Origin of the sequence: Aeromonas sp. 600886 (assembly GCF_049174935.1) — a bacterium.
In the GTDB taxonomy this organism is placed as follows: domain Bacteria; phylum Pseudomonadota; class Gammaproteobacteria; order Enterobacterales; family Aeromonadaceae; genus Aeromonas; species Aeromonas veronii_A.
On sequence record NZ_JAAKUB010000014.1, the window covers coordinates 21,500 to 36,564 of the forward strand.

Here is a 15,065-nt window from a genome sequence, read left to right on the forward strand (position 1 = left end):
CAGCTAGCTGGCGGGGATTTTTTATATGGCCTGCTTAGAAGCCCGAGCCCGGTTGCTGCAAAAATGTCGCCTCTTCCGGTGTGCTGGTGCGACCCAGAATGTCGTTGCGGTGGGGGAAGCGGCCAAAGCGTTCGATGATCACCTGATGGCGGCGGGCAAAGTCGGCAAATCCGGCAAAGGTCGCCTGCGCCGGTGTGCCAGCTTGCTCGGCAGCCAGTGCCTCGAACAGCGCCACACTTCTGGCCTGCTGCTCCCGGGATTCGGCATGCTCCAGCGGCAGATAGAAGAAGACCCGCTCCAGTGGTGAGAGGGATTTGTCCGCCCCGATGGACAGCCCTTTCAGGCAGAGACCCCGTGCCAGCGGATCCCGGGCAAAGGCTGCAGGCGTGCCGCGATGGATATTGCGGGGCAACTGGTCGAGCAGCAGGATCAGCGCCAGCCGACCGCTGGGGAGATCGGCCCAGTGGGCGAGACTGCCCTTGGCTGCGGCCTCTGCCAGCTCGCCAAAGCGGCTGGCCAGCAGGGCATCCGTTTCGCTGCTTTTTCCCCACCAGAGCGGGGCTTGCCGTGTGGCCCGCAGGACGTCATCGGCTTCGTCGCCAAACCAGAAATCGATCAGAGGTTGCCAGGGTGGCATGGGAACTCCTTGATGTGATTCAGAGGGAACCAGGAACAAATGGCTCAGGGGTGCTGCCGAAACGGCAGCTTCTCGTTACACTGTGCCATCTTTTGCCCGAAAGACGTAACCCCCCGATGGCGAGCGCCGGATTCTTGGCTCGGCCGATGATGGCCTGCCATCGCCATGAGGTGGCCCTCTTGACCCCGGTGGTTATCGGGACGTACACCTCTCTCCCGGGGTTGTTCTCACTGATATAAGGAATCTCTGATATGGCCGGAACCAGTTTGTTGGCCCTGCTCGACGATATCGCCAGCGTGCTTGATGACGTGGCGCTGATGACCAAGGTCGTGGTGAACAAGCGCGAGACATTTTTCGGGAAGACGTTTCTCACTGATATAAGGGATCTTTGATATGGCTGGAACCAGTTTGTTGGCCCTGCTCGATGATATCGCCAGCGTGCTTGATGACGTGGCGCTGATGACCAAGATGGCGGCGAAGAAGACTGCCGGGGTGCTGGGGGACGATCTGGCCCTCAACGCGGAGCAGGTTTCCGGAGTGCGTGCCGAGCGGGAGCTGCCGGTGGTGTGGGCGGTGGCCAAGGGCTCATTTCGCAACAAGCTGATTCTGGTGCCCGCCGCCATCGCCATCAGTGCGCTGGTGCCCTGGCTTATCACGCCACTCTTGATGCTGGGAGGTGCTTACCTCTGCTTTGAGGGGGCCGAGAAGCTGGCCCACAAGTTCCTGCCTCATGAAGTGAGCGAGGGTGAGGCACATACAGCGCCCATTCCTGATGATCTGGTGGCCTTCGAGCAGCAGAAGGTAAAGGGAGCGATCCGCACCGATTTTATTCTCTCTGCCGAGATCATCGTCATCGCCCTTGGCACGGTACAGGGAGCAAGCCTCGCGCTGCAGCTCTCGGTAGTGGCGGGCATCGCCCTGCTGATGACCATCGGGGTCTACGGGTTGGTGGGGCTGATCGTCAAGCTCGATGACATCGGTCTGCATCTGCTGCAAAAGCACGATGGCAGCGCCCTGCGCCGCGCGGTGGGGCAGGGACTGCTGGTGACGGCTCCTCGTCTGATGCACCTGCTGGCACTGGTCGGCACCATCGCCATGTTTATGGTGGGCGGCGGCATTCTGGTGCATGGCTGGCCTTTTGCCCATCACCTGATTGAAGGTACAGCCGCTGTTGTCGCCACCCTGCCCACAGTGGGGGCCGTACTGGCGGCGGTGACGCCGACGCTGCTCAACGCCGTGGCCGGTGTGGTGGCGGGTCTGCTGCTGGTTGCCGTGATGACGCTGGTGAGCCGTCTTGCCCCGGCCAAGGGATAAGCGAGCTTGCGGGCCATTGTCTCTTTTTTCTTCTCTTCATTTTTTGGCCTTCGGGTTGCCCGGTCTCTGACTTGCTGCCCGCAGGTCTGCTGCGCCTCCCGATAAAGGTCTTTGCGAGAAGTTATGTATCAACAACAGTGGAATAACGACCATATCTACCCGGGCCTCGACAGCCCCGAACTGGAAGCGGACATGCGCGCCGCCCGCCACGCGCTGGAAGAGCTGGCCAGCTATATGGCAGGCCTGGACGGGGTGCGCGACTATGACGCTGCGCTGCAGGATTTCTTGCGGGAAGTGCGGCTGCGCGCCCGCGATATTCGCCATATCGGCTGGAACGTCGCCATTCTGGCCGCGTGCCGCGGCAGTCAGGATGCGCGGGATCCGCAGGCCAAACAGCTGGCGTCCCGTGCCCGCGCCCTTAACGCCGATCTGTTCAAGACCCTGGCGCCGGTGGAAGATCTGATGCTGGCGCTGCCGGAAGTTGAATTTGCCGCGCTGATGAGTGATCCGCTGCTCGGCGAGGAGGCGTACCGCTTGGGCCATGAGCGTCGTTTGCAGGATCAGCGCTTGCCGGTGGCGGCGGAGCAGCTGGTGATTGGTCTGGGCACCGATGGTCTGCACGCCTGGGGCAACCTCTATAACGATCTGGTGGGCAAGATCCGCTTGACCATTGATGGCCGCGAGATGGGGCTGGCCGAGGCGAGCAATCTGCTCTCCAGCCCGATACGTGCGCTGCGTTTAGAAGCCTTTGATGCCATCAGTGCTGGCTGGGAGGGAGAGCAGGAGACGGTGGCCGCCATCCTCAATGCCCTCAACGGCTGGCGGCTGGAGCTGGCCCGCCAGCGTGGCAACACCCGGTTGCTCGATGCGCTGGATCTCTCCTGCCACCAGAGCCATATCGAGCGTGCCACCCTCGATGCCCTGATGAGCGAAACCTGGCGAGCCCGTGGGTTGGGCCAGCGCGCCCTAGAGCTGATGGCCGAGCGCCTTGGTCTCGACGATCTGGGGCCGGAGGATCTCTTTGCGCCGCCGCCTGCTTCCAGCAGCCGCGACATTCCTTTTGATGAGGCGATCGAGTTGATTGCCGATGCCTTTAGCCGTTTCGATCCCGAGATGGGGGCGTTTGCCCGCATGATGGCCGAGAAGGGGTGGATTGATGCGGCGCCCACGCCAAATCGCCGCACCGGCGCCTACTGCACCAAGTTTGCAGAACCGGTCGAACCGCGGGTCTTCGTCACCTATGCCGGCACCATGGATAACGTCATCACTCTGGCCCATGAGCTGGGCCACGCCTGGCACAACTGGGTCATTCGCGATCTGCCGATGAGCCAGCGCAGCTATCCCATGACGCTGGCCGAAACGGCCTCCATCTTTGCCGAGACTCTGGTGCGCAGCGCCCTGTTCGAGCAGGCAGAAAGTCCCGAAGAGCAGTTGGCGATCGCCTGGGCCGAAGCCGACGGTGCGGCCACCTTCCTGGTCAATATCCCGGCTCGCTTCGATTTCGAGCAGGCCTTGGTGGCCGAGCGGGCGCAGGGTTATGTATCCGCAGAGCGACTCAAAGCGTTGACCGACGAGGCGTGGGGACGCTGGTATGAGGGGAGCCTGACCCGCTATCACCCCATGTTCTGGGCGGCCAAGGCGCACTTCTCCATCGCCGGGCTGGGCTTTTACAACTATCCCTATCTGTTCGGTTATCTGTTCAGCCTCGGGGTCTATCAGCAGTTGATGAGCCGCAAGGCGGCGGGGGAAGAGGGCATTGCCGAAGCCTATCGCGCCTTGTTGCGCGATACCGGCCGGATGAGCGCTGAAGATCTGGTAGCCAAGCATTTGGGGCAGGATATCCGTGAGGCCGCCTTCTGGCAGGGGAGTCTGGCACAGGTAGCGCATGCGGTTGAGCGCTTCGCGCAGTTGCCTGCCTGATTGGGTCTGCGGTGATATGAACAACAGGCCTCCGGACAGTCTCGCTGTCCGGAGGCCTGTTTGTTATGCCTGCTTTTGTTGCGGTTTGATGGGGCCAACGAACAGGGGGCGGGTCTGGTGAGTCAGATCCGGCTGATAGCCGTTGAAGAAGAGGTTGAGCAGCACCGAACTGATGGTGGCCAGCAGGATACCGCTATGAAAAAGCGGTTGTAGCTGCGCCGGAAGCTGCTGGAAAAAATTCCCGGAGACCGTCGGGATCATGCCAATTCCGAGACTGATGGCGACGATATAGAGGTTGTGGCGGTTGCTGTTGTAATCGGTGCGCGCCAGGATGCGGATCCCGGTTGCCAGCACCATACCGAACATGACGATACCGGCGCCCCCCAGTACGAAGGGCGGGATGGAGGCGACTAGCACCGACATCTTGGGGATGAGGCCAAAGGCGAGCAGTATCCCCCCCGACATCACACAGACCCAGCGACTAGATACTCCGGTCACGCTCACCAGACCGATATTCTGGGAGAAGGAGGTGTGGGGGAAGCTGTTGAATATCCCACCAATAATGGTGCCGATGCCATCCACCCGCAGCCCGCGCACGATATCACCGCGCCTGGCCGGATGGCCGACGATGTCGCCAAGGGCCAGAAACATCCCCATGGATTCGATAAAGGTGATGAGCATGATCACCGTCAGGGTGGCGATGGAGATGGGATCGAAGGTGGGCCAGCCGAAGGCGAAGGGCACTATGGGGGCAAACCAGGCTGCCTCGCCGAGGCCATCGAGGCTCACTTCGCCCATGGCGATGGCCACCACGAAACCGAAGATGATCCCGAGCAGCACCGAGATATTGCTGAAAAAGCCCTTGGTGAAGCGGGTCACCAACAGGATAAAGACGAGCACCAGGAAGCTGGTGCCGATATAGCGCAGGCTGCCATATTCCGGATTACCCTTGCCCCCCGCCATCCAGTCGATCCCCACCTGCATAATGCTGATCCCGATGGAGGTGATAACCACTCCGGTCACTACGGTGGGGAAGAGCGGCATCAACCTACCTATCAGCGGCACCAGCAGGGTCGAGATGATACCAGCGGCTATGGTGGCGCCGAAGATGCCCGTCAGCCCCAGATCCGGGTTGGCTCCGATGGCCAGCATCGGCATCACGGCGGCAAAGGTGACCGACATGATGACCGGCAGCCGGATCCCGGCAAAGCGGCCAATCCCGACACATTGCAGCAGGGTGACGATGCCGCAGCAGAAGAGATCCGAACTGATAAGGTAGGAGATTTGATCCTTGGGCAGCCCCAGACTGCCGCCAATCACCAGCGGCACCGCCACGGCGCCGGCGTACATCACCAGCACATGTTGCAGGCCGAGGGTAAAGAGTTGGCCCATGGGGAGCATGCGCTCCACTTCATCCACCGGGCGCTTGCGCGCACCCGGTCGGGGGGAGGGGGGATTGGTCTCGTTCATGAACAGATCACTCCTTGAAGCCCGCGCAACTGCTGCAGGCAAGATAGTGAAAGCCGCAGCTTTCCCGGTCATTGATCTCGTGTATTGACAGAGGTGCCAGATCCCTCGGCAGTAGTGAGAGGGATCCGGTGCAGCACGGGTCAGTGCACAAAACATGCACAACGCCACTCACGAGAGAAAACGTTTGGCGATAACGCCTTGTTTTTGCGGGATGAGTCACATACCGGCCAGATAAGTGTCCGGCTGCTGGCAGGGGAAGGAGGTGAGGGCATCTCAGATTGGTAAGGGGTTTATCATTATTGGTCTGGCGATCTCACTTTGATAGCCGGGCACCATAACGTTGCTCGCAATGCGCCCGTCTTCATGTGACGGCGCTCGCGGGCTGCTGGGCGCAATCGGGGGCGGGGGCGTGATCCAAAGCAAGAAAGTTGGATGTTTTGGTGGCGCACGGGGCCGCCGCTGGGGTAGTTTCGATAAAACCGACACAGATCCTGAGGTCTTATCCATGATCATCTATCTGCATGGCTTTGATGCCACCAGCCCAGGCAATCACGAGAAAGTGCTGCAGTTGCAGTTTATTGATGATGATGTGCGTTTCGTGCACTACAGCACGGTTCACCCCCGTCATGATATGAGCCATCTGCTCAAGGAAGTGAAAAAACAGCTCGATATGAGTACCGATCCCAAGCCGCTGATCTGCGGCGTGGGTCTTGGTGGCTACTGGAGCGAGCGGATCGGCTTTCTGTGCGGCATTCGCCAGGTGATCTTCAACCCCAACCTCCATCCGGAAGAGAACATGCAGGGCAAGATCGACCGGCCGGAAGAATATGACGATATCGGTACCAAGTGTGTAACTGAATTTCGTAAGAAAAATTCAGGAAACTGCCTGTGTATCCTTTCCGTTCAGGATGAAGTGCGCGATAATCGGGACACTGAACGTGAATTGAAGAACTATTACGACATCGTGTGGGATGAGCGCGAGACTCATAAGTTCAAAAATATCTCGCATCATCTGCAGCGGATGAAGGCCTTCAAAGAAGCCTGATCCATCACGTCGACCGATTTCGTTTTAGGGAGCCAATGGCTCCCTTTCGTTTTGAGGAACCGAGGAAAATCATCATGATGAATATTGTCGTTGTAGGCGGCGGCGCCGGTGGCCTGGAGCTGGCCACCAGTCTGGGTCGCAAGCTTGGCAAGAAGAACAAGGCCAAGATCACTCTGGTCGATCGCAACCGCACCCACCTGTGGAAACCCCTGCTGCACGAAGTGGCCACCGGCTCCATGGACGCGGGCATCGATGCTCTGAGCTACCAGTCTCACGCCAAGAACCACGGTTTCGACTTCCAGCTCGGCACCCTGACCGACATCAAGCGTGACGATAAACGCATCGTGCTGGCCCCGATCCACGACGACAATGGCGACATCGTGGTCAACGAGCGCGAACTGCCCTACGACTATCTGGTGATGGCCATCGGTTCTGTCTCCAACGACTTCAACACCAAGGGCATCAAGGATCACTGTATTTTCCTCGATAGCCCCTCCCAGGCGCACCGTTTCCACAACAGCATGATGAACCGCTTCCTGCAGTTCGCCACCGAATATAAGCCGGGCGACAAGGTCAAGATTGCCATCGTCGGCGGCGGCGCAACCGGCGTTGAGCTCTCTGCCGAGCTCTACAACGCGGTCGAGCAGCTCTACGCCTACGGCTTCAAGAACCTCACCACCGACAGCCTGAAGGTGACCCTGGTGGAAGCGGGCCCGCGCATTCTACCGGCTCTGCCGGAGCGCATCAGCGGCGCCGCCCATCAGGAGCTGGTCAAGCTGGGTGTGGATGTGCGTACCGCCACCATGATCACCGAAGCGACCAGCGACGGTCTGCACACCAAGGATGGCGAGCTGATTGAAGCTGACCTGATGGTGTGGGCGGCCGGTATCAAGGCGCCTGACTTCATGAAGGATATCGCCGGCCTTGAGACCAACCGCATCAACCAGCTGGTGGTGAAAGAGACCCTGCAGACCACCCGTGACGAGAACATCTTCGTTATCGGTGACTGCGCGGCCTGCCCGCAGCCGGATGGCAAGTTTGTGCCGCCGCGTGCCCAGTCTGCCCACCAGATGGCCAGCCAGGCGTTCAAGAACATTCTGGCCAAGATGAACGGCGGCGAGATGAAGCCCTACCTCTACCACGACCACGGTTCGCTGGTGTCCCTCAGCCGCTTCTCCACCGTGGGCAGCCTGATGGGTAACCTGATGCGTGGCTCCATGATGGTGGAGGGCTACATCGCCCGTCTGGTCTACATCTCCCTCTACCGGATGCACCAGATCGCCCTGCACGGCTACGTCAAGACCGGCCTCATCATGCTGGTGGGTCGCATCAACCGGGTACTGCGCCCGACCCTGAAGCTGCACTAAGCCGGGATTTGGCACCATGTTGAATACCAAAAGGAGAGGCGATGGCCTCTCCTTTTTTATGGGCGCAGATCAGGAAAGAGAGCGTTACTTGCCCAGATAGGTGCGGTCGAAGAAGGTATTGACCCAGTGAGGGCGGTAGATGGCCAGCACCGTCATCGCCATGCCGTTGAGCAGGGCTTCGGGGAACAGCAGCAGTGGCCAGATGGAGAGGTAATCCGCCGTGATGGTGTGCCAGGGGTAGCTGTCGCTCAGCCCCATCAGCAACGCATTGGCGGCCACCTTGACCGAGATGGTGATGGCGCCACCGAGAAAGGCGGCCACGAAGATATAGACAAAGAGATGGCGCGGCAGCCAGGCCCAGCTGGCCAGAAACAGCAGCCAGCTGGTGGCTACCGGCAGGGCGATGCCAACCAGTGCCTGCCAGCCAAAATCGGCCAGATTGGTGACACCGAAGTAACCGAGCACCAGCAGGGTCAGACAAGGGGCGAGCAGTGCCAGCCGCCAGCCCAACAGCAGGGTGAGGGAGGTGAGCCCGAGAAAATGGACCTCCAGCCCTTCATGAAGACCGGCCCTTAGATACCAGAGCGGCACCAGCGCGATGGCACTGCCCAGCAGCAGGTGCTGATAGAGGGGGTTGTCATGGAGGGTCTGCCACAGGGAGCGGCGCAGGCTGAAGGCCAGCAGTACCAGCCAGATCAGGAGGGCGGCGAGTTGTCCTTCACTCATCTTGTCGTCCATTCATGCAGTAGAGTCCGGGCGGCCTTCCCGACCGCCCATAGCAGAGCAGGCTGACGAGTCAGCCTGCTTTTACCATCAATATTTGACGTTGTTGTGGTACTTGCCGAGGATGCCCTTGACCCGTTCCATGGTCTCCTTGCTGGGGGGCTTGATCCCGCTCAGCTCGTACGGGTCTCCCAGCACGTCCCACTTGTGTTTGCCGAGCTCATGGTAGGGGAGCAGCTCCACCTTCTCCACGCTCTCGCCCAGCTCGGCGATAAACTGACCCAGCCCTTCGGCGCTCTCGTCGTCGTCGCTCCAGGTCGGCACCACCACGTAGCGGATCCACATGGTCTTGCCTTTGGCTGCCAGATAGCGGGCAAACTCCAGTGTGTATCTGTTGCTGACGTGAGTCAGCGGAATGTGTTTCTCGTCATTGATCTGTTTGATGTCGAGCAGCACCAGATCGGTCTGGTCGAGCAGCTTGTCCACCTGTTCGTCGAGATGACGGACGAAGCCGTTGGTGTCGAGGCAAGTGTGGATCCCTTTCTCTTTGCAGGCGGTAAAGAGTTCAGTGATGAAAGCCGGTTGCAGCATGGCTTCACCGCCGGACGCTGTCACACCGCCACCGGAGGCATTCATGAAGTGGCGATAGCTGGTGATGTCACTCATCAACTCCGGTACGGTCACTTCGCGACCACCCTCGGTATCCCAGGTATCACGGTTGTGGCAGTACTTGCAGCGCATCAGGCAGCCTTGCATGAATACGATAAAGCGTATCCCCGGACCATCGACAGTGCCGCAGGTTTCGACGGAATGGATCCGGCCAACGGTGCCGTGAGCTCCGGCTGGCTGGCTGATTTCAACGGCAGGGATCCGATTAATGACAGACATAAACAACTCCAACGATTCGAGCAGGCCGTTATTTTATTACATAAACCCCTATTGATCCTACACCTTTAGTCCGCCGCCCGGCTGCCAAGCAGCTGCTCCAGCCCCTTGACGGTGAGCGGCCGACTGGTGAGATACCCTTGATAATGCTGGCATCCCAAGGTTTTGAGGATGGCCAGTTGCGCCTCCTCTTCCACCCCTTCGGCAGTGACGGTAAAGCGGAATACCTGGGCCAGATCGAGGATAGCCTTGACGATAGCCCTGTCCTGTTCGCTGTGCACCAGGGTCTGAATGAAGCTTCTGTCCAGTTTCACCTCGTCGGCGGGCAGATCCCGCAGATAGGCCAGCGACGAGTAGCCTGTGCCGAAGTCGTCGATGGAGATGAGGATGCCGAGCTCCTTGAGCTGGCGCATTCTGGCGATACTCTCCTGCCGATTCTCCAAGACTACCGATTCGGTCACCTCCAGCAGCAGGCGGGAAGGGGGCACACCGGTGTCGCGCAAGATGTACTCCACCTGTTGTACGAAGCCCTGGGTGTGGAACTGGCGGGCACTGACGTTGACCGACAGATGGGGGATCTGCAGGCCACGGTTGAGCCAGAAGCTGTATTGGGCGCAGGCGGTCTTCATCACCCAGTAACCGATTTCGAGGATCAGGCTGGTCTCTTCGGCGATGGGGATAAACTCCCCGGGTGGCACCATGGTGCCGTCGCTGCGCTGCCAGCGCAGCAGCGCCTCGATACCCGACAGCGAGCCATTGTCGACCCGGTATTGCGGTTGATAGTGGAGCTGCAGCTCGTGATGACGCAGGGCATCGCGCAGCTCATTGGTGAGGGTCAGCCGATTTTTCTCGTGCTGGGCCATCGCCTCGGTAAAGAAGACGTAGTGGCCCTGACCGGCGCGCTTGGCCATGTGGGTCGCGGTGTCGGCCTGTTGCATCAGGACCAGATGATCCGTCTCGTTGCCGGAGAAGAGGCTGATCCCCACCGAGGCGCTGCAGTGCAGTTTGTGATCACCGATGTCGAACGGGGTGCGAAACAGCCCCATCAGCTCGCGGGCGAAGTGCTCTGCCAGAATTTTGGCGGTGACCTCGCCTTGTCCGAGCTGGGTAAAGAGCAGGGCAAACTCATCCCCCGAGATGCGCGCCTGCACCAGATTGTCCTGGGGCAGCTCCCTGAAACGCTGCACCACGGCCTGCAGCAGCAGATCGCCGCAGGCATGACCGAGGGAGTCGTTGATCGACTTGAAGTTGTCGAGATCCACCAGCAGCAGGGCGCCCCACTGGCCGTTGGGGGCGCTCAGGGTCTGCTGCAAAATATGGTTGAGGCTGCGGCGGTTGTGCAGACCGCAGAGATCGTCGTAGTAGGCGAGCTGCTCGATATGTCTGGCTGCCTCTTGTTCCTGGGTGATGTCGTAGAAGCTGCAGATAAAGTGGCTGAGCTCCCCCTGCTCATCCTTGACGCCGTTCACCATCAAGCGCACCGGAAAGAGGTGACCATCCTTGTGCAGGCAGCGCTCTTCCCCGAGCCAGAACTCCTGCTCGTTGACGGTGCGGCTGACATCTTCCTTGAGATGATCCCCGTAGTAGGTGGGGCGCAGCTTGCGAATGGAGTGACCGATCACCTCTACCTCGCCAAATCCGGTGATCCGGCTGAAGGAGTGGTTGACCTTGAGGATGATGCCGTTGTGATCCATCACGATCAGCCCATCGTGGGTATTAAAGGCTACCTCAGCCAGCCGCAGGGCATCGTCGGTGGCGAGGCGCTTGAGCTCGATGGCGGCCCGCTCGTGCTGGCTGCTCAATAGATCCAGAAGCTGTTCGGGCTCCTCGAGGGGGGTATCGAGCAGCAGGGTGATCTGGCCAATGGGGGCGCCGCTCTGGCCATGGAGTGGAATGCCGATGTAGGCGCTGGCGTTGAGGGCCAGCAGCCGGGTCGCCTTGGGATAGCGCACGGGCAGATCTTCCACATAGATGGCCTGACCATGCTGGAACAGCTCCTGAGCGGGGCCGGGGTCGAGCTGGATGGGCTTGAGGGTGGAGCAGATCTCCTCGTTGATGACGCAGCGGGGGATGATCCAGAGATCCTGACCGCGGGGTTGGAACTCGCCGATCCAGCCCACCCGGGCACCGCTGGCGCTCATGGCCCAGCTTACCAGCGTCTTGCAGTAGTCGATGCCGGTCTGCTGGTGCAGTTCGGGCGGGAGGGCCAGCTCGGCGCGGTGCTCTTCCGGTTGCGGTTGCCAGTGGCCGAGCAGCTGGGCGCTGCTGCGCACCAGTTGCAACATCTCCTCGCTAAGCGGGGTGGGATCGAGATACTCCAGACTCAGCACCCCGAACAGCTTGTCCTGCTCCAGCAGGGCACCATCAAGGCGTGAGCGCACACCGGCACTGGTCAGATAGAGGTGATTGCTCAGCATCGGCTGGTGGGCGGCCTCCGAGAAACTCAACGCTTTGCGGGTACGCAGGGCGCGGATATAGCGGCTGTCACCACGAATGGGGTAGAGCGCTTCGACCCCCAGGGTGAACACCGGGGTGAGTTGCTCGCTGCCGAGATCGCCGTTGGCCTGATAGTGCCAGAGGATGAGCCGATCGGCCCCCAAACTCTCTTTAAGGGCCTCGAGCAGGGGCGCATACTGTTGCTGGCTCGCCATCTGGCTGAGGCGCGGCAGTTGCAATGCCAGATCGGCGATGGGCTCCTGACGAAGGTTCTGCAGACAGATGAGCCAGAAGCCATCCTGCTCGTGAGCGAGGGCGATGTGCCAGAGTTGGCTGGCAAAGCGCACGGTGATCTTGCCGCCATGGCCGTTGGTCAGCAGTTGTTCGATGGGCAGGCGCAGGGCATCGGGCAGCTGGGCAGGCCAGGGGGCGCGCGGTTCGTCGAGCCAGTAGAGCGGGGTTTGCATCACGTCGGTCAGGGCGACCAGCCGTTGACTGCGCAGATCCAGACGGAAAAAGAGCGGCGTCTGGAGGGCAGGAGGAAGATGACTGAGTGCGGTAGACGACATGAACAAACAACATCCTGTTAAGCAACCGTCGGGGTTGCAAGAATACTGCAAAATGGTGTGAAACAAAATTTCATTGAATTCTAAATTAGAAAAGTCTAATTTATTGCCCATTATCATGTATGAGGAGTCTTGCAGATGAAACGGATCCTGATTATCGGTGGTGTCGCGGGGGGCGCATCGGCGGCGGCTCGTGCTCGTCGTTTGAGTGAAGAGGCAGAGATCGTGATGTTCGAGCGGGGCGAGTTTGTCAGCTTCGCCAACTGCGGTCTGCCCTATCACATCGGGGGCGATATCCCCGACCGGGATGCCTTGCTGCTGCAGACTCCCCAGAGTTTCAAGCGCCGTTTCAACGTCGATGTGCGGGTCTTCCACGATGTGATTGAGATCGACAAGGCGGGCAAGACCTTGCTGGTGCGCAACCTGCAAACAGGTGAAGAGCAGCGCGAGCATTACGATGTGCTGCTGCTGAGCCCGGGGGCTGCGCCGATCCGTCCTCCCTTCCCCGGTATCGACAGCCCCCATGTCTATACCCTGCGCAACATCCCGGACATGGATCGCATTCTGGCGGCCCTGCATCACGATCAGCCGCGCCACGTTACCGTGGTGGGCGGCGGCTTTATCGGGCTGGAGATGATGGAGGCGCTGCATCAGCGCAAGCTGGATGTCACCCTGCTGGAGCTGGCCGATCAGGTGATGGCACCGGTGGACAAGGAGATGGCCAACATGCTCCATGCCCGCATCCGGGAAGAGGGGATTGACCTGCGCCTGCGCACCGGCCTCACCGCCATCGAGAGTCTGGATCTGCCTGCCGAGAAGACCTCCGCCGTGCCGACCGCCAAAAGCGGTGGCCTGCGCCTGACCCTCAATGACGGTTCCCATCTTGATACCGGTCTCTTGATCCTCGCCATCGGCGTCAAGCCGGAAACCCTGCTCGCCGCCAAGGCGGGGCTGGAGCTGGGCCCACGGGGCGGCATCAAGGTGGATGCCGGGATGCGTACCTCGGATCCCTTCATCTATGCGGTGGGGGATGCGGTTGAAGAGATTGACTTCGTCACCGGCGAATCTGTGCTGATCCCGCTGGCGGGCCCCGCCAACCGGCAGGGGCGCATCGCCGCCGACAACATGCTGGGCCGAAGCGAAACCTACAAGAAGACGCAAGGGACCGCCATCTGCAAGCTGTTCGATCTGGCGGTGGCCAGCACCGGCCTCAACGAGAAGCGACTGGTGCAACTGGGATTGCCGTTCGAGAAGGTTTATGTCCATCCGGGCAGCCACGCCGGTTACTACCCGGGCGCACATCCGGTCAGCCTCAAGCTGCTGTTTGCCCCGGATGGCAAGATTTATGGCGCCCAGGCCATCGGCAAGGATGGCATCGACAAGCGCATCGATGTGCTGGCGGTGGCCCAGCGCGCCGGTCTCACCGTGTTTGACCTGCAGGATCTGGAGCTCACCTATGCGCCGCCGTTCGGCTCGGCCAAGGATGTGATCAATATGGCCGGCTTCGTGGCAAGCAACCACCTGAAGGGGGACACCCTGCTCTGCCACGTGGCCGAGGTGCAGGCTCGTAACCCCCATCAGCTGGTGGTGGATGTGCGCAATGGCCCGGAGCTTGACAAGCTGGGCCGCATTCCGGGGGCGCTGCATATCCCCCTTGACGAGTTGCGTGGTCGCCTCCATGAGTTGCCCAAAGAGAAAGAGCTGCTTATCAGCTGTCAGGTCGGGCTGCGCGGCCATGTCGCCTGTCGCCTGCTGAGCCAGCACGGCTTTAAAGTGAAGAACCTCTCCGGCGGCTTCAAAACCTGGCAGATGGCCACCGCCGAGTAACCGTTTTATTTCTGTGCCTGTTTGCCCCTCTCCCTTGTGCGTGCAAGATGAGGGGCTTTTTGTTTCTGCTTTTCGCCCTTCTTGCATTCCCCTCGTTGCTGCAATATTTCGACACACTTTATTTTCTGTGCCGGACAAAATTAACGTTTTGTTCAGGGGATGGGTGCTATAACCCCTGCCTCGTTCATGATGAACCGTGTAGTAGGGAGAGTGACATGCTGGATATGCTGATGGCCATTTGGCATCAGGATTTTGACGCCCTGGTTCAGATGCAGGCGGTACCCCTGCTGATCAGTTGCCTGATGCTGGTACTGCTGCTGGAGTCCGCATTCGTCTTCCTGCCCCTGCCGGGGGACAGCCTGGTACTGCTGGCCGGTGGGTTGGTTGGCATGGGTGTGTTTGGCCCTGAAGTAACACTTATTTATCTGCCGTTGGCTGCTGGCATAGGTTCTGTGCTCGCCTACTGGCAGGGACGGGCCCTGCAGCGCACCCGCTTTATGGATCATATCGAACGGATGTTGCCTCCCGACAGCCTGCCCAAGGCGACCCGGCTGCTTAAAAAGTACGGTTTTCTGGCGATGTTCTCCTCCCGTTTTATCCCGTTCGTGCGGGTGCTGACTCCCATGCTGATGGGGATTGGCCGCCTGAGCGTGCTGCGGATGTGCGTGGCCAGCTTTGCCAGTGCCTTTATGTGGGCGCTCTGCCTCAGTTTGGTGGGCAAGCTGGCGATGAATACCCCCTTCTTCCTCCACCACAGCGAACTGTTGACCCGGGCCCTGCTGATTACCTCGCTGTTACTGTTTCTGGCGGCCGTCATGGCCATCCTGTTTCGCTGGTTCAAAGGCGGAGCAAAAAACGAGACCAGCCACGACTAG

General features: G+C 60.2%; 12 protein-coding genes. 7 read left to right on the forward strand and 5 right to left on the reverse strand.

All coding sequences use genetic code 11. The features are described 5' to 3' along the window. Positions 1-34: 34 nt before the first annotated feature. On the reverse strand, positions 35-637 hold the full coding sequence (locus G5179_RS12195; RefSeq protein ID WP_421258453.1) for a DUF924 family protein: 603 nt from the start codon (positions 635-637) through the stop codon (positions 35-37). Between the two features lie 251 nt (positions 638-888). Between G5179_RS12195 and G5179_RS12200 the strand changes: the two genes are divergently transcribed. The 3 genes from G5179_RS12200 (at position 889) to G5179_RS12210 (ending at position 3,871) form a co-directional block, all read left to right on the forward strand. After that, positions 889-1,029: a hypothetical protein gene (locus G5179_RS12200; protein WP_021231002.1), complete on the forward strand. Its 141-nt coding sequence runs from the start codon at positions 889-891 to the stop codon at positions 1,027-1,029. Between the two features lies 1 nt (position 1,030). After that, entirely contained in the window at positions 1,031-1,951 is a 921-nt protein-coding gene (locus G5179_RS12205; protein WP_257696067.1) for a DUF808 domain-containing protein, read from the forward strand. 123 nt (positions 1,952-2,074) lie between these two features. After that, entirely contained in the window at positions 2,075-3,871 is a 1,797-nt protein-coding gene (locus G5179_RS12210; protein ID WP_266133818.1) for a M3 family oligoendopeptidase, read from the forward strand. A 63-nt stretch (positions 3,872-3,934) separates the two neighbouring features. Here the strand turns inward: G5179_RS12210 and G5179_RS12215 are convergent, their stop codons facing one another. Further along, positions 3,935-5,341: a nucleobase:cation symporter-2 family protein gene (locus G5179_RS12215; protein ID WP_069527695.1), complete on the reverse strand. Its 1,407-nt coding sequence runs from the start codon at positions 5,339-5,341 to the stop codon at positions 3,935-3,937. A gap of 505 nt (positions 5,342-5,846) precedes the next feature. On the opposite strand from G5179_RS12215, the gene ycfP reads away from it, so the two are divergent. Beyond that, positions 5,847-6,386 carry an alpha/beta hydrolase YcfP gene (gene ycfP, locus G5179_RS12220; protein WP_005334000.1) on the forward strand — a complete coding sequence of 180 codons (540 nt, stop codon included), beginning with the start codon at positions 5,847-5,849 and terminating at the stop codon, positions 6,384-6,386. A 74-nt stretch (positions 6,387-6,460) separates the two neighbouring features. After that, positions 6,461-7,753 (forward strand): NAD(P)/FAD-dependent oxidoreductase, encoded by a 1,293-nt coding sequence (locus G5179_RS12225; RefSeq protein ID WP_019445491.1) that lies wholly within the window; start codon positions 6,461-6,463, stop codon positions 7,751-7,753. Positions 7,754-7,837: 84 nt separating this feature from the next. On the opposite strand, the gene G5179_RS12230 is transcribed toward G5179_RS12225, so the two are convergent. The 3 genes from G5179_RS12230 to G5179_RS12240 all read right to left on the reverse strand — a co-directional run bounded on the left by G5179_RS12230 (position 7,838) and on the right by G5179_RS12240 (position 12,366). Further along, positions 7,838-8,479 carry an energy-coupling factor ABC transporter permease gene (locus tag G5179_RS12230; protein ID WP_227340803.1) on the reverse strand — a complete coding sequence of 214 codons (642 nt, stop codon included), beginning with the start codon at positions 8,477-8,479 and terminating at the stop codon, positions 7,838-7,840. A gap of 87 nt (positions 8,480-8,566) precedes the next feature. Further along, a complete protein-coding gene (pflA, locus tag G5179_RS12235; protein WP_005333994.1) occupies positions 8,567-9,364 on the reverse strand; it encodes a pyruvate formate lyase 1-activating protein in 798 nt (265 codons plus the stop codon). Between the two features lie 65 nt (positions 9,365-9,429). Continuing rightward, the gene (locus G5179_RS12240; protein ID WP_421258454.1) at positions 9,430-12,366 is read right to left on the reverse strand and encodes an EAL domain-containing protein; all 2,937 of its coding nucleotides are present in this window, start codon (positions 12,364-12,366) and stop codon (positions 9,430-9,432) included. A gap of 135 nt (positions 12,367-12,501) precedes the next feature. Here G5179_RS12240 and G5179_RS12245 point away from each other — a divergent pair, with 135 nt between their 5' ends. Then, positions 12,502-14,190: an FAD-dependent oxidoreductase gene (locus G5179_RS12245; RefSeq protein ID WP_005344666.1), complete on the forward strand. Its 1,689-nt coding sequence runs from the start codon at positions 12,502-12,504 to the stop codon at positions 14,188-14,190. 215 nt (positions 14,191-14,405) lie between these two features. Continuing rightward, complete coding sequence (locus tag G5179_RS12250; protein WP_421258455.1) at positions 14,406-15,065, forward strand: DedA family protein; 660 nt, start codon at positions 14,406-14,408, stop codon at positions 15,063-15,065.